Here is a 20,724-nt window from a genome sequence, read left to right on the forward strand (position 1 = left end):
CGGCACCATGGCGCGCGCCCTTGTCGTCACCGGCGGATCGCGAGGGATCGGCGCCGCCTGTGCGCGCGTGGCGGCGCAAGCGGGCTGGTCGGTATGTCTTAGCTACCGGTCAGCCGGCGCAGCCGCAGAGGCGGTCGTCGCGGACATTCAACGTGCGGGAGGGCAGGCCAAGGCGGTGGCCAGCGACGTCGCCTCGGAGCGGGATGTCGTCGAGCTTTTCGATCTGGCGGAGGAGGCGTTTGGTCCGGTCGCCGGACTGATCAACAATGCGGGCATACTCGCGCCTGCAACTCGGCTGCGCGACATCGGTCTGGATCGCTGGCAGGCGACGATGGCGACCAATCTCACCGGCACGTTTCTTTGTGCCCGTGAGGCGGTGCGCCGCATGGCGGTCTCGGCTGGAGGCACGGGAGGCGCGATCGTAAACGTGTCCTCGATGGCGGCGGTGCTCGGCGCCCCCGGCGAGTTCATCGATTACGCCGCGTCGAAGGGAGCGGTCGATGCCCTGACGATCGGCCTGGCCAAGGAGGTCGCCGCCGACGGCATCCGCGTGAACGGCGTGCGCCCCGGACTGATCGACACCGACATTCATGCCAGCGGCGGGGATCCCTTGCGCGCGGAGCGGCTGGCGCCCAGCGTTCCGATGCAGCGGACGGGCAGCGCCGACGAGGTGGCGAACGCGATCATGTGGCTCCTTTCAGCCGAGGCGTCCTACTGCACCGGAATCACGATCAACATCAGCGGCGGCCGGTAGCCGACCTTCCCGGTCCGCTCGGAACGACCATCACCATTGCGAAGAGGATCGATCGTCCATGTCCGCTCATTCACAGGCGTTCTCGGTCGAGACGCTGATCGACATCCTGATCGCGGACCCGGATCGCTTTGAAACCGAACGGTACGCGGAGATGGGCGTCCCGATGTTCCTGATCGCGGAAGACTGCACGCGCGATCGACAGGCGGGGATTGCTGCCGAGACGAACGACCCTCTCGGCGCGCGTCTGGCGGAACTCGCCGCCGTGTTGGCGTTACGCAAGCCCGAGCTCGACCTCGACGATGTGGCCCGGTTGCTGGAGGTTCTTGCCGACCGCCACTTCACGACGAGCGCCGAGCCACCGATCGAGCTACCCTCGGCCGCAATCGCCAACACATGGCTCATGCCCGCGGCGGCGCCGCCGGTGCTCGCGGAACTGGCTGCCGGGATGGCGCGGTCACAGACTATTCGACTGGTGAACTTCCACGCGACCCCGCGATATCGCGAGGCCGAGTTCCGTCGGCAGATCGAGGCGCTGTCGCACGCATTCGAACCTGTCACTCCCGCGAATTTCGCGGAAGCCATGGAAGGCCGCTGGTCGCACGAGCGGCCCGGCCTGATGCCCGCCCTGTTCGAGGGCTATCGTGACAATCTGGACGTGATGCTGCCGATATTGGAGGAGTTCGGGTTCACCGGATGGCTGTTCGTGCCCTCCGGCTTCCTCAACGTGCCGGCGGAGGAGCAGCGTGGCTATGCGGCGCAGCATACACTTCACCTTCCGGCGGTCGATGAATATCCGGGCGAGCGCTACGCACTCAGCTGGGACGAGGCGCGCGACATCGTTCGCCGAGGTCATGCGTTCGCGTGCCACACCCGTTCCCATTTCGAAGTGACACCCGACACCAGCCGCGAGGTTCTGGAGAACGAGATCATTGCGGCGAAGATCGAAATGGAACGCGAACTGGGCACGCGGATCGAGAGTTTCTGCTGGTTGGAAGGTGCCGAACTGGGCGTCAATCCGGAAGCCGACGATATGCTGCGCCAGGCCGGCTTTCGTTATCTGTTCTCGAACTTCAAGGTCCAGAAGCTGCAGTAGCGGGGGGGCGCCGGCCGCTCCGGCGTCTTATGTACCGAACGCGGCAAAGGCGGTCGGGTTGATCGCATCGGGAGGGAGGTGCCCGGCAAGAGCGGACAATGCGTTGTGCACGGCGCGCATCGCGGCGTCGACCTTCGCCGAGTGCGCGAGACCTGCTTGATGCGGCGTGAGGACGACGTTCGGGAGTTCGAAGAAGCGGCTGGCGTGCAGCGGTTCGACGGTGAATACGTCCAGACCCGCGCCGGCGATCCGGCGCTCGACGAGAGCCTCGAACAAGGCGTCCTCGTCGATCAGCTCGCCGCGCGCTATGTTGATAAGATAGGCGTGCGGCTGCATCAACGCGAGTTCGCGGGCACCGATCATGTTGCGCGTGGCGTCCGACAGCGAGGTATAGATGCTGACGATGTCGGCGCGCGAAAGCGCCTCGTCCTTGCCGACGAACTCGATCCCGTACTTCTCGCCGAACTCGACGTCGGGCGTGCGTGTGTGCACGAGTATTTTCACCCCGAACGCGGCGGCGCGTCGCACCGCCGCCTTGCCGATCATACCCAGGCCGAACACCGACAGCGTCGAGCCGTAGAGATCGAGGCTCGACTGCGTGTCGGCAGCCCAGCGGCCGGCCCGGATCGCCCTGTCGCCCACCAGGATCTGGCGCGCGACGGCGAGCATAAGACCGATCGAGAACTCGGCGCACTGCTCGGCATTGACGCCCCGGACGTTGGTGACGGTGATGCCGCGTCGTGTCGCCTCTGCGAGATCGATGTTGTCGGAACCCGAGGTGTGCTGTGCGATCACCCTTACGCGAGGTGCGAACGAGAGTGCATGCTCGTCGGTGTTCATCACCCGTCCCATGACGATCGCATCGGCGCCGGCGAGATCGCCCAGACGCTTGGCCGCAATTTCGGGGAAGCCGATCAGGCCATCGATATACTCGACGTCGTGCCCGCAGCCGGCAAGCGTGGCGACCGCCTGAGGAAGATGGTGGAGGCTGTCGGAAACGACGAGGATCTTCTGCTTGGTCACGGTACGTCGGCTCCGCCACATGAAGAACGAGATCAGGCCATGATCCGCTGCCCGTCGGCACCGAAATACAGCTGGTCGGCGAGGTTGGGACGGAGCCGGATCGGATCGCCGGGCAGCAGGGCAAGTCGCTTTTTCGTGACGACCGTCAGCCTGGTGCCCGCCAGTTCCACCATGACCAGCGTTTCAGCCCCGGTCGGCTCGAGCGCGATTACCCGCGCCTCGACGCTGTCGTCGTCATCCGTCACGACCTCGACATGATCGGGACGCACGCCGACGGTCAGCGCCGCACCCGGCTCCAGCTTCAGCGAGGCGCCGACCGGCAGCATGGCACCGTCACCCAAGTCGATCGCGCCGTGACGGTAGGTGCCGGAGATCAGATTCATCGACGGCGAACCAATGAAGGTTGCGACGAAGGTGTTCGCCGGACGATCATAGAGTTCCAGCGGTGCGCCGATCTGTTCGATGCGACCGTCGCGCAGCACGACGATCTTGTCAGCCATCGTCATCGCCTCGACCTGGTCGTGTGTGACGTAGATCGCGGTCACACCCAGGCGTCGATGCAGTTGCCGCAATTCGGCGCGCACCTGCACGCGCAATGCGGCATCGAGGTTGGACAGCGGTTCGTCGAACAGAAACACGGCCGGATTCCGCACGATCGCCCGACCCGTCGCCACACGCTGTCTTTGACCGCCCGAGAGCTGCCGTGGATAGCGATCCAGCAGCTGGGTCAGGTCAAGCGAGGTCGCAGCATCGGCGACCTGTTGCGCGATCTCGGCTTTCTTCCAGCCGCGCAGCTTGAGGGCGAAGCCGAGATTTTGCCTGACCGTCATGTGCGGGTACAAAGCATAGCTCTGGAATACCATCGCGATGTCGCGGTGCTTGGGCGAGACGTCGTTGATCACGCGGCCGTCGATTTCGATCGTCCCCGCCGTCACCGTTTCCAGCCCGGCGATCATCCGCAGCAGCGTCGACTTGCCGCTGCCGGACGGGCCGACCAGCGCGACGAACTCGCCGTGCTCGATCTCGAGCGTCACATCCTTGATGATGTCGACGGCATCGAACGACTTGCACAGCTGACGAAGGCCTACCGACGCCATGACTTATCCCTTCACGCTGCCGGCGGTGAGTCCGCGCACATAATATCGCTGCAGCAGCAGGAACACGGCGACGACCGGAACGATCGAGACGAACACCGCCGCCTGCTGAAGCGAAAAGGTGGACTGATCGATAAAGGCACCGCGCAGCAGATAGATGCCGACCGGAATGGTCTGAAGATCGGGCGCGCTTCGCGTAACCGTCATCGTCCAGATCACCTCGTTCCAGTGATAGATGAAGACGAAGATGCCGAGCGTCGCGAGCCCCGGCCGAACCAGCGGCAGAACGATCGTGGCGAAGATGCGAAACTCACCCGCACCGTCCATCCGCGCAGCGTCGATGATCTCGTTCGGTACGCTCATGAAGGACTGGCGCATCAGGAAGATGCCATACCAGGTCACCGCGAACGGCAGAACCATCGCGGCATAGGAGTTCAGGAGGCCCGAACCACCCTGACCGAACAAGTCGTTCCCTCCGGCCAGCGGGGCGAAGCGCAACAGGAAGAACATCGGGATGATGAGCAGGAAGAAGGGGAACATCTGAGCACCAAGCACCGCACTCAGCAGCACGCGCGATCCACGGAACCGGTATTTAGCCAGTGCATATCCCGCCATCGTACTGGTCAGCATCTGAATGGCGGTGATCAGAAAAGTGACGATGACGCTGTTCACGAACCACGTCAGCATCGGCAGCTCGGTAAAGACGCGAACGAAATTGTGCCATTGCGGATCGCGCGGCCAATAGACCATCGGCACCGCCAACCGCTCCGCCGGGGTGCGTAGTGATCCGAGGAACATGTCGAAGAACGGGAAGACGATCACCAGCGCCCCGACGAGGAGGACGGCGTACTTCGCGACGACCAGCAAGATCGTGGAGAGCCGGGTGCGTCGCCGCGAGGCAGGAGGCGTCGGCGTCGCGTTCATCAATGTGCCTCCACGCCGCCACGCCGGAGCAGGCGTAATTGAACCAAGCTGATCACAAGGATGATCCCGAACAGGATGTAGGCGGCGGCCGACGCCCGACCGAGTCGCAGGTCGGTGAATGCCATGTCGTACAGATACAGGCCGGTCACCGTGGTCGATCGCGCCGGACCGCCTTCGGTCAGGATCAGCATAAGCACGAAAGAGCTGAGCGAATTGATCAGGGTGGTGATCAGGACGAACAATATAGTCGGCCGCAACAGTGGAATGGTGACGTGCCAGAAGAGCTGTAGTGGACTTGCACCGTCCAGTCTGGCCGCTTCGTAGTAGGTCTCGTCGATCTCCCCAAGACCGGAGAGGAAGACGAGCACGTTCTGACCGACTGACATCCACGACGCGACCAGAATGGTCGAGAACATCGCGGTGGAGGGGCTCGTCAGCCAATTCGGGCCGGGAAGCCCGAACAAGTCGAGCGCCCGGTTCATCAACCCCGAGGTGTCGTTCAGGATGTACCAGAAGATATAGGCGACCGCGACGATGTTCGTGATCATCGGCAGCCAATATATGGTGCGCCAGACGCCCTGGAACCGGCTGCGGGCGATCAGCGCGGCCGCGACCAGCGCCGCCGGGACGCCCACCACCACCGTGCCGGCGGCGAAGACGAGCGTGTTCCAGATCGACGTGAAGAAGAACCGGTCACGGCCGAGCAGATAGGCGTAGTTCTGCACGCCGACCCATTCCGGGCTGCCGACGCCGTTCCAGTCCGTGAAGCTTATATAGGCTGCGAACAGCAGCGGCCCGACGAACAGCGCGACGCCGAAGACGAACACCGGCGCCAGGAAGAGGTAGGGCGCGACGCGCTTGGACGATAACCATTCGAGCACGTCAGTCGCACCGACCAGGACGGCTGCGCCGCGTCATGGCTGCTCGTTCAGGATGTCGGTGATGCCGCTGTCCGCGGCGGCCAGCGCCGCAGCCGGCGTCATGCGACCCGCCCAGGCGAGTTCGATATAGTATTTGAGCAGCCGATCGACCTCCGACGCATGCCAGATATTCGGCTGGCTGACCGCGCCCGGCGAGGCGAGCGCAACGATGTACTGCTGGCTGAATGCATCCGAGGTGCTGCCGCGCATCGCCGCGAGATCGGCGCGGTTGCCCGTCAGTTCGCCGATGCCCGCCAGCATCCGGCCGGTGCACGACAGTCCGTTGCCGCCACGCGGGCCGTTGAGCCAACGCAGCAGGTCCCACGCCTGTCGCTTGACTCGGCTCTGCGAATCCACACCCCAGAAAAAGGAATAGATCATGGTGCCGCCAGCGCCATCGGTGGGAATCGGCGCCACGCCGATCGTGTCGTCGAAGCGGTTCCGCAGCGAGGCGCGGAGCGTGTCCTTCAACCAGTTCGGCATTACCGTCATGCCGATGTTGCCGCCCGCGAAGTCGACCGCCTGGACCGAGCCGCTGGTGATCCCGCGCCGGAACAGCGCTACCTGCTTGGTCAGGATGTCGACGGCGGCGTGCGAGCGGAGGTTCGTATGCCGCAGGTCGGCGGTATAGGGCGAAACCCCGGCGGCGAACATTTCAGAATAGAAAACATGGGTGACGTTCGCGACGGATATCCCGAAAGCATAGCCACCGACGAGAAGGTTGCCCTGCCGGTTCTTTCTGGCGATCGCCGCACCGATACGCGCCATGTCGCGCCATGTTCTGGGCGGCGCGTGGTAGCCGGCGGCGGCGAACAGTTTCTTGTTGTACACGAGCTGATAGACGCTGACGGCGCTCGGGATGCCCCACAGCTGCCCGCTGATCGTCGCCGCCCCGATCGTCGACGCGGTGTAGTTCATCCGCACGAACCGACCGACATCCGACGGCGGCACGTCGAGCGTACCCGTCCCGATCAGCTGCGGCGCCCAGATCGAATAAAGATTGTAGATGTCGGTCGGCGATCGACCGACGCGCGAAATCTGGATCGCCTGGAAGAAGTCATCGTACGATACCTGCTGACTGACGATGCGGATTCCCGGATGCTCGGCTTCATAGAGGCGTAGGCAGGCGCGGAGCGGAGCGATCTGCTCCGCGTTGTAATGCGTCGCGATCCGGATGGTGGTCACCGGCGCCGCCGCCGCCGGCGCGACGGCAATACAGCAGATCGCGGTCAGGATCTGCAGCCAAACGCTCGTCCTGATCAGCACGTCCGGTTCCGTCCTTCGTCCCGTCTCTCACGGGATGGACCCGCGACCCGTACTGTAATGAGGCGAGCGGCTGCTCCCATGCTTGTGATCACAAATCAACGCAGGTTGCTTGTCAAGCCTTTTGCCGCTGCAACCGGCCGCCACTGCCCGTCTCGTCGCCGACGATCAGATGCTCCTGAATGATCCGCAATCCATCCAGGATGTCGTCGCGGATCGCGTCGTGCAGCGTCGCGGCATCTCGGTCCTGTAACGCCCTGATGGCACGCACATGCTGATCGATCACTCCTGCCGTGCCGACGCGCCCATAGACGACGCGCATCATCGGGCCGAACCGAAGCCACAACGAGTGGATAAGGCGGCTCATCACCGTGTCGCCGCCAGCGCGGTAAATCAGAAAATGAAACTGGAAATTGCTGTCCATATAATCGACCACGTCGCCGCGTTCGAGCGCGGCATCGAGGCGCGTGTCGATCGCCCGCAGGGAGCGAATCAGCGTCGGCGTGACGTGAGGCAGCGCAGCGACCGCCGCCTCCGGCTCGAGAAGGACGCGGCACCGGACGACCTGATCCAGCAGGTCCCCGGTCATGGCCGGCACCTTGATCTGACGTTTCGATCGGATCTCGATCGCGCCTTCTGCAGCCAAACGGTTGACCGCCTCCCTCGCCGGCATCTGGCTCACCCCCAGTTCCTTGGCCAAGCCGCGGGTCGAAATCGGCGAGCCGGGGGCCAGCCGCCCGGTAACGAGCCGGTGACGCAGCTCTTCGTAGATGCTGGCATGCAGCGGCAAGTCCACGCCGGTGCCGTCGGTCGGCGGCGCGGCCGACGTCACGCGAGGACGAGCGGTATTGGCAGGAGGATCAGGCATGCCCGAATGTGGCCGGATTTGCCGATCTAGACAATATGATCCTACGGCGCCGGCGCCACGGGGTCGGCCACGCGATCGCGACGTCCGCGAGGCTGCAACATCCTGTCTGCCTGCCCTTGTGATCACATCGACCGCGTGCGAACGATCGTCGCATCATCGAACAGGGCCGGCGCATGTACCTGCCCGGCGACAGGACGGACCATGCCCGTTACCTACTATGCCGCGACATCGCAGACGACGGTGGCCGCTGCACCTCTCGATGGATCGACCAAGGCCGACTTTTGCATCGTCGGCGGCGGCTACACCGGCCTGTCTGCGGCGTTGCATGCCGCACGGCGGGGATTGCGGGTGGTGCTGATCGACCGCGGGCCATTGGCGGATGGAGCGTCGGGCCGCAACGGTGGTCAGGCGCATATCGGCATGCGGCGGGAACAGCCGTGGCTCGAGGCGCACCTCGGCGTCAGCAAGGCGCAGGAATTGTGGCGGCTGGCATGGTCCGCGCGCGAGGCGTTGCTGACGCTGATCGCGGAGGAGAGGATCGCGTGCGACTGGCGGCCGGGTCTGCTGCACCTCGACCACAAACCGCGCTACGTCGCCGAGAGCCGCGCGACGGTCGGTATGATGCGCGAGCGCTACGGCCACGACGCGCTGCGTTTCGTTGATCGCGAGGAGGCGCGCGCAATGGTCGACAGTCCCGATTATCACGGCGGGATATTCGACGCATCCGGCGGTCACCTGCACCCGCTCGATCTCGCTCTGGGGATCGCGCGGGCGGCACAGGCAGCCGGTGCCGTGCTGCATCCGCACACGGCGGCAACCCGGATCGAGCGGACAGCCGGAGCCTTTCGCGTCCATACCCCGCAAGGCGAAATCGCTGCCGAGCGGGTCTTGCTCGCCTGCAATGGCTACTTGGGCGATCTGAACTCCTCGGTGAGCGCGCATGTCGCGCCGCTCAACAACTACATCGCCGTAACCGAACCGCTCGGTGCCGCCGCTGCGGCGCTGATCCGCGACCCTGTCGCCGTTTCGGACTCGCGAGCGGTCGTCTATTACTTTCGCCGCACGACCGACGACCGGTTGCTGTTCGGCGGCGGCGAAGGCTTCGCCCAGTCCTATCCGAGCGACGTCGCGGCGGTGGTGAGGCCGCATCTGCTCCGTGTTTTTCCGCAGCTGCGCGACGTGCGACTGGATTATGCCTGGGGCGGCACGTTGGCGATTACCGCCAATCGCCTCCCGTTCGTCCGCGCCGTTGAGCCGGGTATGTACGCTATCGCCGGTTATTGCGGCATGGGGGTAGTGCTGGGTCCTTATTTCGGTCAGCTGATCGCCGCGGCGATGACCGGAAGCCCGGTCGATTTCGATCGACTGGCCGACCTTCCGGTCCCGATGTTTCCGGGCGGGCGGCGACTGCGCCGGCCGCTGCTCGTCGCTGCTCTGACAATGCTCGCGATCAAGGACCGGCTATGACGGTGACATGCTGTCCAGGAGCTTTCCGACGGACCGAGGGTCGGGCTTGATCTCTGGCCGCGGGCTCGGCGAAACTGCCGACGTTGAACCGATGGCGCGGTCGTTTCCGGGAAGACGGCGCCGCGCGTGACAACGGACGCCGAACGAGCTAGTGTGCGATCACAGTAGTGGCGTGCCAGGGGTCGGCACGGCGTGGGGGTTTATGACGGCGGCTCGGCATCACGACCGGAATGGGGAAGCGGGACGTCTGCGTCCGCTGCTCGGCATCACCGCCTGCACCCGCACGCTGGGGGACGAAACCGCTCAATCGGTGGTCGACCGCTATGTCGAGGCGGCGGCCCGCTATGCCGACTGCGTGCCGTTGCTGATCCCCGCCCGGCCCGATCTGTTCGCGGCCGAGGAAGTCGCCGCGCGGATCGACGGCCTGCTGCTGACCGGGAGCCCGTCCAACGTCATGCCGAAGCGCTATGGCGAAGCGGTCGCAGGGCAGGGACCGTTCGACGACGGCCGCGACGCGATGAGCCTGGGGCTGATCAATTCGATGCGGACGTCGGGCAAGCCGGTGTTCGGCATCTGCCGCGGTTTTCAAGAGATCAACGTGGCGTTCGGCGGCTCACTGGCGCGCGATCTCGGCGATGCGGATCGCCCGGTCGTCCATCATGCATCGTCCGATGCCGATCTGGATGGGATGTTCGATCATGGTCACCTGGTCGACCTTGCCGAGGGCGGGGTGCTGGCGGCATCGCTCGACCGAGCCAGTCTGCGGGTCAATTCGGTACATTTCCAGGGGGTGCAGGCGCTCGGGGCCGGCCTGCGGGTCGAGGCGCGGGCCGCCGACGGCGTGATCGAGGCTGTTTCGGGTCCTGCCGACGGCGCGCCGTTGCTGGCGGTGCAATGGCATCCCGAATGGAACGCCGACGATGACGAAGCGTCGCGAGCATTCTTTGGCCTGCTCGGACGCGCCCTGCGCGGCCTGCCGCTGATCGGTGCATCGGGAGGGGGGTAGCGGCAGCTCTCGACCAAAGCGAGGCGCCGCCGCAAGGCGGATTTTAGGACAAGACCGAATGACCACCGACATGTTCAACCGCTGGATCTCCGAGCATCAGATCAGCGAAGTCGAGTGCCTGGTGCCCGACATGAACGGCGTGTTGCGCGGCAAGGTCTGGCCCGCACAAAAATTTCTACAGTCGGTCGCCAACGGCACGTTGCGGATGCCGGGCAGCATCTTCGACGTGACCGTCACCGGCGATTATGCCGACGACGGCATGGACCGCGCCTATGCCGATCCGGACGTGACCCTGCACCCCGATCCAGCCTCGATGTGCGTTGCGCCCGGCTTCAAGACGCCTACCGCTTTCGTTTTCGCGGATGCCTATACGAAAGCGGGCGATCCATATGCCATCGCGCCGCGCCACGTGCTGCGGCGGGTCCTCGATCTGTACGCTGAAATGGGCTGGTCGATGGTGGTCGCCCCAGAACTAGAATTCTATCTGACTGCGGTGAACACTGATCCCGACCTGCCGCTGGTGCCGCCGACCGGTCGCTCGGGACGCGCAGAGACCGCGCCGCAGCCCTACGGCCTCGAGGCGATCACCGAATACGAAGACATCATCGAGGAAATCTACGAACGTGCCGAGTCCGCCTCGCTGCACCTCGATACCATGATCCACGAAGCCGGCACGGCGCAGCTGGAGATCAATTTCAATCACGGCGAGCCGATATATCTGTCCGACCAAGTCCTGCTGTTCAAGCGTATCGTGCGCCAAGTGGCTTTGCAGAACGACGTCTACGCGACGTTCATGGCCAAGCCGATGGAGAACCAGCCTGGCAGCGCCATGCACCTTCACATCTCGGCGCACGACGACAAGGGCACCAATCTCTTCGGCGGCGAGGATGGCCCGACCCAGGCCTTCCGCCACTTCGTCGGCGGCCTGCAGATCTATCTTCCGCACGTCACCCCGCTGTTCGCGCCCAACGTCAACTCGTTCCGGCGGATGCAGCCCGACCATGCGGCGCCGATCAACCTGCAATGGGGATATGACAATCGCTCCTGCGGCCTGCGTGTGCCGATCAGCGGGGCGGGGAGCATGCGGGTGGAGAACCGGCTGCCGGGGGCGGATTCGAACCCTTATCTCGCCATCGCCTCTTCGCTGGTCGCGGGCTATCTCGGCTTGACCAACCGGATCGAACCGCTGCCGATGGTCGACGGCAATGCCTATCGCTACGAACGGACGCTGCCGAACAATCTGGACGTCGCGTTGGACCGCATGGCCGCCTGTACGGCGGTACGCGACATTCTGGGCGGCGAGTTCGTCGATTCGTTCCTGCGGATCAAGGTCAAGGAACTTAGCGCATTCCAACGTGTGATCAGCTCGTGGGAACGCGACCACCTGTTACTGAAGGTCTGACCGCCGGCGTTCATCGTCGACATGCGTTCATGGAGGGAGTTCAGGAATGACGGCCAATCACGATCTCTCCACCCGCCGGACGCAGGCGGTGCCGCGCGGGGTCGGATCGGCGACCGCGGTGTATGCCGCGCGGGCGGAGAATGCGGAACTGTGGGACGAGGAGGGCCGACGTTACGTCGATTTCGCCGGCGGTATCGCGGTGCTCAACGTCGGTCACCGGCACCCGCGGGTGTTGGCGGCGGTGCGGGCGCAATTGGAACTCTACACGCACACCGCCTTTCAGGTCATGCCGTACGAGCCGTATATTCGCCTGGCGGAACGGTTGAACGCGCTGGCGCCGTTCACGAGCGAGGCGAAGACGATCTTGTTCACCACCGGCGCCGAGGCGACGGAGAACGCTGTCAAGATCGCCCGCGCTGCGACCGGCCGGCCGGGTATCATCGCCTTTGCCGGTGGTTTCCACGGCCGCACGCTCCTGGCCTCGGCGATGACGGGCAAGGTCTCTCCTTACAAGAAGGGGCTGGGCCCGTTTCCCGGCGAGATCTACCATCTTCCGTTTCCTTCGGAGACGACGGGCGTTACCCTTGCGGACACGCTGAAGTCGTTGGACTTCCTCTTCGCCGCGGACATCGAGCCTGAGCGGATCGCCGCGATCATCATCGAACCCATCCAGGGGGAAGGCGGTTTTCACGTGCCGCCGCCCGCGCTGTTCGAGGCGTTGGCGGCGCTGCGCGAGCGGTACGGAATCCTGCTGATCGCCGATGAGGTGCAGACCGGCTTCGCCCGTACCGGGCGCATGTTCGGGATCGAGCATTGCGGTATCGAACCCGACCTGGTGACGGTGGCCAAGTCGCTGGCCGGTGGCTTTCCGCTGTCCGGCGTGATCGGCCGCGCCGAGGTGATGGACGCGGTCGAGCCCGGCGGGCTGGGCGGCACCTATGGCGGGTCACCGGTCGCCTGCGCCGCGGCGCTCGCCGTGCTCGATATCATCGAGGACGAGCAATTGAGCGCCCGCGCCGATGTCATCGGTGCGCGGATCCGTTCACGGATCGCGGGGTGGACAGGGCGCAATGCGATGGTGCCGACCGCCGGTCTGCGCGGGCAAGGCGCGATGATCGCGTTCGACATCCTCGACGCCGACGGCGGCCCGGACGGTGCCGAGGCCAAGCGGGTCTGCGCCCGCGCGCTGGAGTACGGACTGGTGCTGCTCGGTTGCGGCCAGCACGGCCAGGCGATCCGCATTCTGGTGCCGCTGACGGCCAGCGATGCGCTGATCGACGAGGGCATGACCGCACTCGAACAGGCGCTGGTTCCTGCCTCGGTCACTCTGCCGATCGAGGCGGTCGAGGACGTCGCGGCGTGACCGTTCCCGGCCGATGCTGCTCTGGACAGCGTCGGCCCCACAGTAATATGTGATCACACTTGGAGTCGTATGGTCCAGCTGTTCTCCCTACAAGAGTATCTGTCCGCGCATCCCGAGGTCGACCGGGTCGAGGCGTTCGTTTCCGACGTGAACGGCGTCGGGCGCGGCAAGTGGCTGCCACGGCAACGGGCACTGGCGATATCGAGCAAGGGCCTGGCGATGCCGCGGTCGATCTTCGCCCTCGACATCTGGGGTCGCGACGTCCGGGAAGCGGGTCTCGCCTATGGAACCGGCGATCCGGACGGCCTGTGCTGGCCGATCGCCGGCAGCGTCGCGCCCGTCGTGTGGGCCGATCGGCCGACCGCGCAGGTGATGCTGACGATGCGCGACGGCGACGGCGCGCCGTTCTACGCCGATCCGCGTGCCATGCTCGGTCGGATGGTCGAGCGGCTGAACGCCAAGGGTCTCTTTCCAATGGTAGCGACCGAGCTGGAGTTCTATCTGCTCGACGACATGGCTGCGCGGCCGTCGTCACGCGACAGCGGCCAAGTGCTGTCGATCGATGCGCTGCGCTCGGTGGCACCGGTGCTCGATGCGATCGAGGACGCATGCCGCGCTCAGGGGGTGCCGGCGGAGACGATCCAGCGCGAATACGGCGCGGGACAGTACGAGATCAACCTGAGGCACATCGGCGACGCCTGCCTGGCCGCGGATCACGCAATCCTGCTCAAGCGCATCGTCCGCGGGACGGCGGTGCGGCACGGCCGCATCGCGACGTTCATGGCCAAGCCGTTCGGCGCGCAGGCGGGCAGCGGCATGCACGTTCACGTCAGCTTGCTCGATCGCGCCGGTAAGACGCTGTTCGCCGACGAAGCCGGCGGGGAGAGCGCGATGCTCGGCCACGCCGTCGGCGGCCTTCTTTCGACGATGGCGGACGCGATGCTGCTGTTCGCGCCGCATGCCAATTCATATCGGCGCTTCAGTCGTGGTGCTTACGGGCCGGTGACGGCGAGCTGGGGATATGACGATCGGTCGGCGGCGGTGCGGGTCATCACCGGTTCGCCCTCCGAGACCCGGATCGAGCACCGCTTGGCCGGCGCCGATTGCAACCCGTACCTGGCGCTTACCGCGATCTTCGCGGGCATGCTGGCCGGCATCGACGGCGCGATCGACCCCGGGCCCAGGCATGCACCCTCCTCCCACGGTCACGGCGAGCGATCGCTGCCGCTCGATTGGAGCCCCGCCATCGCCGCGTTCGCTGCATCGGACGCGATGGCCGACGCGCTCGGTACGGCGGGGCGCGACATGGTGGCAGCGTGCAAGCGCCAGGATCGCGACGAACTGCTCACCCGCGTGCCCGATACCGAGTACGACACGTATCTGGCGACGCTATGACGAAAACCGCGTCTGCTGTGCCGCCGGCCTATGCGGGCATGACGAGCTATTATGCCGCGACCGCGCATCCGGCAGCCGAACGCCCCACCCTGGTGGGAGCGATCAAAGCCGATGTGTGCATCGTCGGTGGCGGCTTTACCGGACTTTCTGCCGCGCTGGAGATCGTCGGGCACGGACTGTCCGTCGTTCTCCTCGAAAGCGAGCGCATCGGGTGGGGGGCGTCGGGACGCAACGGCGGTCAGCTCATCAACGGCTATAGCCGGAGCCTGGAGGCCATCGGCCGGCGCTATGGTCGCGACGCCGAGCGCGGTCTCGGCGAGATGGCGCTGGAAGGCGCAGGTCTGATCCGCGAGCGCGTCGCGCGCCATGGGATCGACTGCGATCTCGTCGACGGCGGCTTCGTCGCCGCGTTCAACCGCAAGCAATTGGATGAGCTGCGCGCCGAGGTGGAGGTCTGGGCGCGCCACCGTCACGACGCTCCCTATATCGTCGAAGGCGATGCCGTGGACGGGATCGTCCGCACCGACCGGTATGCCGGTGGCATGATCGACCCCGTGGCCGGCCATTTCCATCCTCTTAATTTCCTGCTGGGCGAAGCCACCGCCTTCGAGCGGGCGGGCGGCGTGATCCACGAACATTCTCGCGTCGTCGGGATCGACGGCGGCACCCGACCGCTCGTTCGTACCGATCAGGGCTCGGTGGAGGCGGAGATCGTGCTCCTGTGCGGTAATGCATATCTGGACGATGTCGTGCCCGCGCTGACCACCAGGATCATGCCGGTCTCCAGCCAGATCATCGTCACCGAACCTCTTGGTAGGCACGCTGCCGACCTGCTGCCCGCGAACCATTGCGTCGAGGACGCCAACTACGTTCTCGATTACTTCCGTCGAACGGCCGACGACCGACTGCTGTATGGCGGCGGCGTGGTCTATGGCGGGCAGGATCCGGCCAGCATCATCGACAAGATTCGTCCGGCCATGCTCAAGACATTTCCCGATCTGGCCGACGCCAAGATCGACTATGCCTGGAGTGGCAAGTTCGCGCTGACGCTGACGCGGGTGCCGCAGATCGGTCGGCTTTCTCCGAACATCTACTTCTCGCACGGCGACAGCGGGCACGGCGTGACCACCACGCAGCTGCTTGGCCGGCTACTCGGCGAAGCGGTGCGCGGTCAGCTTGATCGCTTCGACCTGTTCGCGGCGCTGCCTTACCATCCGTTCCCCGGCGGGCGCGCGTTTCGCGTGCCGCTATCGGTGCTCGGCTCCTGGTACTATTCCATCCGCGATCGCCTGGGCGTGTGATCGACGGGCACCGTCTCCGCCTTCCGCTAGAGAGATGACGCTATGCAAACACTAACGGTCATGGAGGTCATCCGGCGTCACAAGGCGGGTGAGCGGATCGGCATCACGTCGGTCTGTTCCGCCCATCCTCTGGTGATCGAGGCGACGCTGCGCCACGCGCTGCGCCGGTCCGTGCCGCTGGTGTTGATCGAGGCGACCTCCAACCAGGTGAACCAGGATCGCGGCTACACCGGCATGGTGCCGGCGGATTTCCGCGCCTACGTCGAACGGATCGCCGATCGCGTCGGCTTCCCGCTCGATCGGCTGGTGCTCGGCGGCGATCATCTCGGCCCCAACGCCTGGACGTCATTGCCCGCCGAAACGGCAATGGCGAAGGCGTGCATCCTGGTCGCCGATTGCGTCCGCGCCGGCTTCGGCAAGATCCACCTCGATTGCTCGATGAGCTGTGCCGACGATCCCGTGCCGCTTCCGGAGGAAATCATCGCCGAGCGCGCCGCGCGCCTGTGCCGCGCCGCCGAGGGTGCGGTAAGCGGGGCCGCCGCTGCCCCGGTATACGTCATCGGCACGGAGGTGCCGGTTCCCGGCGGTGCCGCCGAGGACCTGGACGACTTGGTCGTCACCACCCCGGCGGCGGCGCTGGCGACCATCACCATGCATCGCGACCTATTCGCTGCCGCTGATCTGGGGGCCGCGTGGGAGCGCGTGATCGCCTCCGTCGTGCAGCCGGGGGTCGAGTTCGACCACGACAAGGTCGTCGATTATCGGTCGGGCAAGACCACGTCGTTGACCACCGCGATCGAATCCGTACCCGGCATCGTCTATGAGGCGCACTCCACCGACTACCAGACCTCGCAGGCCCTTGCCGAGCTGGTGCGCGATCATTTCGCGATTCTGAAGGTGGGCCCCGGCGTCACGTTCGCGTTGCGCGAGGCATTGTGGGCGCTGGATGCGATAGAGCGCGAGACGATCCCGGAACCGAGCCGGGCCGAGCTGCGCGCCGTCGTGCTCGACCGCATGCACGCCGAGCCCGGACACTGGCGCAAATATTACCATGCAACCGGACCCGAACTCGACCTGCAACTGCAATACAGCCTGTCCGACCGCATCCGATATTATTGGCCGAACGCGGCCATCGCCGCCGCGCAGGAGCACCTGTTCGCCAATCTGCGCGCTGCTCCGCCGCCGCTCGCCATGATCAGTCAATACCTCCCGCACGCCTACGCCGCGCTGCGCGCCGGCACGGCAACGAACGATCCCGCCGCAATCGCGATGGCGCATGTGAGTGCGACGCTCGATGCTTATCACGGAGCCTGCAACCCCGATGCCTGAACTTCGGCCCACTCTCTCGCCCGGTGTGGATGGCGACCGCTGGACGATGCGTGAGATCCGCCAGCAGCCCGAGACCCTACGCAAGACACAAGCGTCGCTAAGCGCGGATCGCGTCAGCATCGAGGCGTTCGTCGGGCCGCTCCTCGGCCGGCGGGACATGCGTATCGTGCTGACCGGTGCCGGCACCTCCGCCTTTATCGGCGAGAGCCTGGCCCCCTGGCTGTCAGCTCGTCTCCACCGGACGGTGGAGGCGATCGCGACCACCGACATCGTCAGCATGCCGACCTGCTTTCTACGACCCGAAATACCGACGTTGCTCGTTTCGTTCGGTCGGTCGGGTAACAGCCCGGAAAGTGTTGCTACCGTGCAAATTGCCGACACCCTCCTCGCCGAGGTTCACCATCTCGTCATCACCTGCAATGCCGAGGGCGCACTCGGCGCACGCTGCGGTGCGGGCAAGCACGTCGTCGTTCTCCCCGATGCGACGCACGACCGCGGCTTCGCGATGACATCCAGCTTTACTGCGATGCTGCTTGCGGCGCGATCGATCCTGAGCGGGATAGAAGCGACCGACGCTCGGGTTCCCCCGATCGCCGACGCGGTCGACGCCGTACTGACCGTGGCCGATCCGATCGTTACCGCGCTTGCCGCGCGCCGCTTCGACCGCGTCGTCTATCTCGGCAGCGGGGTCTTCAAGGGACTCGCGCACGAGGCGGCGTTGAAGGTGATGGAACTGAGCGACGGTGCCGTCGTGACGACGTTCGACAGCCCGATGGGCTTCCGCCACGGACCCAAGGCGATCGTCACCAGCAACACGTTGGTGATGGTCTTCATCGGCAACGATCCGATCGGCCGTCGGTACGACCTCGATATCCTCGACGAGCTGCGCGCCGACGGCCGTGCCGGCGCGGTCGTGGCAATCGCCGCGCAGCCGCTGGACGGCGACGCGATCGTCGTTGCAGGCCTCGACAACGCCGACGACGCGGACCTTCTCTGTCCGTTTGTCGCGATCGCCCAATTATATGGTGTGCGGGTCTCGCAGCACCTCGGACTAGTCCCCGATCGCCCGAATGCCAGCGGCACGGTCAACCGCGTCGTACAGGGCGTGCGCATCCACCCGCTGACAGCGTGACGGCGCGTTTCCTCGGGGTCGACGGCGGCGGCACCAAGACCGAGTTCGTCTGCATCGACGACAGCGGGGTCCAGATCGCCGGTGCAACGCTTGGGACGACCTATCATGTCGAGGTCGGTCACGAAGAGGCCGTCCGTCGACTGGGCGAGGGTGTGGCGAGGATCTGCCTGGCGCTCGGCATAGCCCCCACAGACCTTACGCAGGTCTTTTTCGGGCTGCCGGGCTATGGTGAGGACCGGACGGTCGATCCGCTCCTCTATGCCGCCTGTGGCGCGTTACTGGGGCACCATCGCTACACCTGCGGCAACGACATGGTCTGCGGTTGGGCCGGATCGCTTGGGTGTGAGGACGGGATCAACATCGTCGCCGGCACCGGATCGATCGGGTATGGGGAGCGGCAAGGGCGAAGTGCGCGTGCCGGCGGCTGGGGGGAGGTGATCGGTGACGAGGGCTCCGCCCATTGGATCGCGGTTCAGGGTCTCGCGACTTTTTCGCGCATGAGTGATGGAAGGCAGGCGATCGGACCGTTGCACCAGCGATTGGCGGAGCACCTTTCGCTCCGGGACGATATGGAGGTTTGTGAGCGCGTCATGGGCCGGGCTGCGCTGTCCCGATCGGAGATCGCAGCCCTGGCGCCGATCGTTTCCGCTGCGGCGGACGCTGGCGACGAGGCGGCGCATGCCATCCTGGTCGATGCCGCGGAGAAGCTTGCTGCGCTGGTTATCGCCTTGGTGGACAGGCTTGGTTTCGGAGCAGCCGAGCCGGTTAGCGTATCATACTCAGGAAGTATCCTGACCAATGTCGGTCTGGTACGACGACACTTCGTGACATCGCTGCAAAATGCAGGCGATTTCAAACTTGTGTCGCCCCGATACACTCCTGCCTACGGCGCTGCCTTGTACTCCCGGCATAACGCCGGGGCATAAATCGCAACAACGCCGATTGGTGCTGACCTTGGCGACGTCGAGCCGGTCGAGGCCACGTTCGCCACTCCGGGGTCCCCACCAGCGTTGAGGAACGTGTTTCCGATCCCACGAATGTATAGCTGTGACGTGTTGCTCGTGCTGGCGAAGTTCACGTTGGGCACCGAGATCGCCAGATCCTCAAGACGCGTTTGCCCCTTAAGTGCCTGCGCAGGTCCGGTGAGGACCGAAATCGCCTGCGGCGTGCGCTGAAGAGACGTCTCCCTCCGCGTTGCAGTTACGATGATGTCGGCGATGCCGTTGCTCGCAGACGGCGCCTCCGACGAAGGCTTCCCGACCTCAGGCGCTGGCGTCGACTGGACGTCGTCGAGGTCTACGACGGCGGCCGATCCCGCGACCGGCCGGTCCGAGGCACGCGCCTCGGCAGTCAGCGGCAGCGCGCCGCAACATAGCGTCGACAAGACGATCGCCGCACGTGACGCACCCAAGATATGGTCTACCTTCATAAGATCCTCTCCCGAGGTGGCTATCGCCCGTCCCGGACCTGCCACCTTTCGGAGTCTGGGCTAGCCATTGCCGTCGAAAGGTCGAGGACAGGACTGCGAGCGATGAGGACACTTGTCCCGGGGGACACCGCAAACCGGCCCTGCTCGAACAGCCTCGCCGGTTCGGAAACTCCGAAGGCGCCCGACCTTGGGGGGTCGATGACGCGTGCTGGGCGGTCGGCGTCCAGGTCGAACTGAGGTCTTGAAGCCAGAAGCGGGCGCGCTGGGTGTGCGAGGTCGCGGGCAGGCATCGGGGCTATACAATGCTGCTGATCACCTACTGGACTACGGAGCATCCTCGCCAACATCGTGCTTTCGCCGCTGTGGATGCAGACCAGTCTCGGCTACACCGCCACGCAGGCAGGCCGCGCCATATCCCGCGGGGGATCGTCGCGATCTGCATGTCCAGGTGAGTCCGGCGTGTGATGCAGCGATACGACAAAGCGCGTCCTGAGTCGCGCAGGCGTCGTGATCCTCGGGTCGGTGTTCGTGCGGCGCGGCTTCTTCTCGTGCGACGTCAGCTCCCCGGCATCTTCACGCACGGTTGCGATGGGCTGGGATGCAATACCGGCCGACCACGAGATCGCTGGCCCGGCGTTGATCGGATCGCCTTTTACGACCGTCGTCGTCGATCCTGCCGCGTGCGTTCGGCGCTCGGCCGACGGCGCCCTGCTGATCGAGCCCTAAAAATTGGTCATGCCCCCGTTGAACAGCGCCGAGCTGGCGGTGCTGCGGAACCGGCTCGACGGCGTTGCGCGGCGAATGTCGAACACCTTGCTGCGCACCGGGCGATCGGGCGTGCTCAACCGAGCACGTGATTTCTCCTGCTGCGTTCGGACGCGCGATTGCGAATAGCTCAGTGCCGCGTTATTTTGACGACTAGACCGCTCGCCAAGTCAGCCGCGACGATTTATTATCAACC

General features: G+C 65.3%; 21 protein-coding genes. 13 read left to right on the forward strand and 8 right to left on the reverse strand.

The features are described from left to right. The first annotated feature begins 7 nt into the window (after nucleotides 1–7). On the forward strand, nucleotides 8–754 hold the full coding sequence (locus ACOFKS_RS03810) for an SDR family oxidoreductase (RefSeq protein WP_419807908.1): 747 nt from the start codon (nucleotides 8–10) through the stop codon (nucleotides 752–754). Nucleotides 755–917: 163 nt separating this feature from the next. Then, nucleotides 918–1,847: a polysaccharide deacetylase family protein gene (locus ACOFKS_RS03815; RefSeq protein WP_419807909.1), complete on the forward strand. Its 930-nt coding sequence runs from the start codon at nucleotides 918–920 to the stop codon at nucleotides 1,845–1,847. Nucleotides 1,848–1,874: 27 nt separating this feature from the next. Here ACOFKS_RS03815 and ACOFKS_RS03820 read toward each other — a convergent pair whose 3' ends face one another. The 6 genes from ACOFKS_RS03820 to ACOFKS_RS03845 form a co-directional block, all read right to left on the reverse strand. Beyond that, nucleotides 1,875–2,870 (reverse strand): 2-hydroxyacid dehydrogenase, encoded by a 996-nt coding sequence (locus tag ACOFKS_RS03820; RefSeq protein WP_419807910.1) that lies wholly within the window; start codon nucleotides 2,868–2,870, stop codon nucleotides 1,875–1,877. A 32-nt stretch (nucleotides 2,871–2,902) separates the two neighbouring features. After that, entirely contained in the window at nucleotides 2,903–3,967 is a 1,065-nt protein-coding gene (locus ACOFKS_RS03825; RefSeq protein ID WP_419807911.1) for an ABC transporter ATP-binding protein, read from the reverse strand. A 3-nt stretch (nucleotides 3,968–3,970) separates the two neighbouring features. Continuing rightward, a complete protein-coding gene (locus ACOFKS_RS03830; protein WP_419807912.1) occupies nucleotides 3,971–4,888 on the reverse strand; it encodes a carbohydrate ABC transporter permease in 918 nt (305 codons plus the stop codon). Next, complete coding sequence (locus ACOFKS_RS03835) at nucleotides 4,888–5,715, reverse strand: carbohydrate ABC transporter permease (protein WP_419807913.1); 828 nt, start codon at nucleotides 5,713–5,715, stop codon at nucleotides 4,888–4,890. Before ACOFKS_RS03835 ends, ACOFKS_RS03830 begins: the two co-directional genes overlap by 1 nt. An 87-nt stretch (nucleotides 5,716–5,802) precedes the next feature. Next, the gene (locus ACOFKS_RS03840) at nucleotides 5,803–7,074 is read right to left on the reverse strand and encodes an extracellular solute-binding protein (RefSeq protein ID WP_419807914.1); all 1,272 of its coding nucleotides are present in this window, start codon (nucleotides 7,072–7,074) and stop codon (nucleotides 5,803–5,805) included. Nucleotides 7,075–7,186: 112 nt separating this feature from the next. Beyond that, nucleotides 7,187–7,903 (reverse strand): GntR family transcriptional regulator, encoded by a 717-nt coding sequence (locus ACOFKS_RS03845; RefSeq protein ID WP_419807915.1) that lies wholly within the window; start codon nucleotides 7,901–7,903, stop codon nucleotides 7,187–7,189. Nucleotides 7,904–8,140: 237 nt separating this feature from the next. Here ACOFKS_RS03845 and ACOFKS_RS03850 point away from each other — a divergent pair, with 237 nt between their 5' ends. The 9 genes from ACOFKS_RS03850 (at nucleotide 8,141) to ACOFKS_RS03890 (ending at nucleotide 19,260) form a co-directional block, all read left to right on the forward strand. Beyond that, entirely contained in the window at nucleotides 8,141–9,406 is a 1,266-nt protein-coding gene (locus ACOFKS_RS03850; RefSeq protein ID WP_419807916.1) for an NAD(P)/FAD-dependent oxidoreductase, read from the forward strand. Nucleotides 9,407–9,608: 202 nt separating this feature from the next. After that, a complete protein-coding gene (locus ACOFKS_RS03855) occupies nucleotides 9,609–10,412 on the forward strand; it encodes a gamma-glutamyl-gamma-aminobutyrate hydrolase family protein (protein ID WP_419807917.1) in 804 nt (267 codons plus the stop codon). A 130-nt stretch (nucleotides 10,413–10,542) separates the two neighbouring features. Then, nucleotides 10,543–11,814, forward strand: coding sequence for a glutamine synthetase family protein (locus ACOFKS_RS03860; RefSeq protein WP_419807918.1), 1,272 nt, complete (start codon nucleotides 10,543–10,545; stop codon nucleotides 11,812–11,814). A 46-nt stretch (nucleotides 11,815–11,860) separates the two neighbouring features. After that, nucleotides 11,861–13,177 (forward strand): 4-aminobutyrate--2-oxoglutarate transaminase, encoded by a 1,317-nt coding sequence (gabT, locus tag ACOFKS_RS03865; protein WP_419807919.1) that lies wholly within the window; start codon nucleotides 11,861–11,863, stop codon nucleotides 13,175–13,177. Between the two features lie 69 nt (nucleotides 13,178–13,246). Beyond that, nucleotides 13,247–14,572: a glutamine synthetase family protein gene (locus tag ACOFKS_RS03870; RefSeq protein ID WP_419807920.1), complete on the forward strand. Its 1,326-nt coding sequence runs from the start codon at nucleotides 13,247–13,249 to the stop codon at nucleotides 14,570–14,572. Nucleotides 14,573–14,589: 17 nt separating this feature from the next. Further along, a complete protein-coding gene (locus ACOFKS_RS03875) occupies nucleotides 14,590–15,873 on the forward strand; it encodes an NAD(P)/FAD-dependent oxidoreductase (protein WP_419807921.1) in 1,284 nt (427 codons plus the stop codon). A 42-nt stretch (nucleotides 15,874–15,915) separates the two neighbouring features. Further along, nucleotides 15,916–17,202, forward strand: a complete 1,287-nt coding sequence (locus ACOFKS_RS03880) for a D-tagatose-bisphosphate aldolase, class II, non-catalytic subunit (RefSeq protein ID WP_419807922.1) — start codon at nucleotides 15,916–15,918, stop codon at nucleotides 17,200–17,202. A gap of 46 nt (nucleotides 17,203–17,248) precedes the next feature. Then, complete coding sequence (locus ACOFKS_RS03885) at nucleotides 17,249–18,334, forward strand: SIS domain-containing protein (RefSeq protein WP_419807923.1); 1,086 nt, start codon at nucleotides 17,249–17,251, stop codon at nucleotides 18,332–18,334. Beyond that, nucleotides 18,331–19,260, forward strand: a complete 930-nt coding sequence (locus ACOFKS_RS03890) for an N-acetylglucosamine kinase (protein WP_419807924.1) — start codon at nucleotides 18,331–18,333, stop codon at nucleotides 19,258–19,260. The genes ACOFKS_RS03885 and ACOFKS_RS03890 overlap by 4 nt, the downstream gene beginning before the upstream one ends. On the opposite strand, the gene ACOFKS_RS03895 is transcribed toward ACOFKS_RS03890, so the two are convergent. Then, nucleotides 19,218–19,763, reverse strand: a complete 546-nt coding sequence (locus ACOFKS_RS03895; protein ID WP_419807925.1) for a hypothetical protein — start codon at nucleotides 19,761–19,763, stop codon at nucleotides 19,218–19,220. The genes ACOFKS_RS03890 and ACOFKS_RS03895 overlap by 43 nt on opposite strands. A gap of 507 nt (nucleotides 19,764–20,270) precedes the next feature. Here ACOFKS_RS03895 and ACOFKS_RS03900 point away from each other — a divergent pair. Further along, a complete protein-coding gene (locus ACOFKS_RS03900) occupies nucleotides 20,271–20,489 on the forward strand; it encodes a hypothetical protein (RefSeq protein WP_419807926.1) in 219 nt (72 codons plus the stop codon). On the opposite strand, the gene ACOFKS_RS03905 is transcribed toward ACOFKS_RS03900, so the two are convergent. Further along, nucleotides 20,486–20,608, reverse strand: coding sequence for a hypothetical protein (locus ACOFKS_RS03905; protein ID WP_419807955.1), 123 nt, complete (start codon nucleotides 20,606–20,608; stop codon nucleotides 20,486–20,488). The two genes, ACOFKS_RS03900 and ACOFKS_RS03905, sit on opposite strands and share 4 nt — an antisense overlap. Between ACOFKS_RS03905 and ACOFKS_RS03910 the strand changes: the two genes are divergently transcribed. Then, nucleotides 20,565–20,657, forward strand: coding sequence for a hypothetical protein (locus ACOFKS_RS03910; protein WP_419807953.1), 93 nt, complete (start codon nucleotides 20,565–20,567; stop codon nucleotides 20,655–20,657). The genes ACOFKS_RS03905 and ACOFKS_RS03910 overlap by 44 nt on opposite strands. Nucleotides 20,658–20,724: the final 67 nt, after the last annotated feature.

The sequence above is a fragment of the Sphingomonas sp. genome, from assembly GCF_965200135.1.
Taxonomy (GTDB): domain Bacteria; phylum Pseudomonadota; class Alphaproteobacteria; order Sphingomonadales; family Sphingomonadaceae; genus Sphingomonas.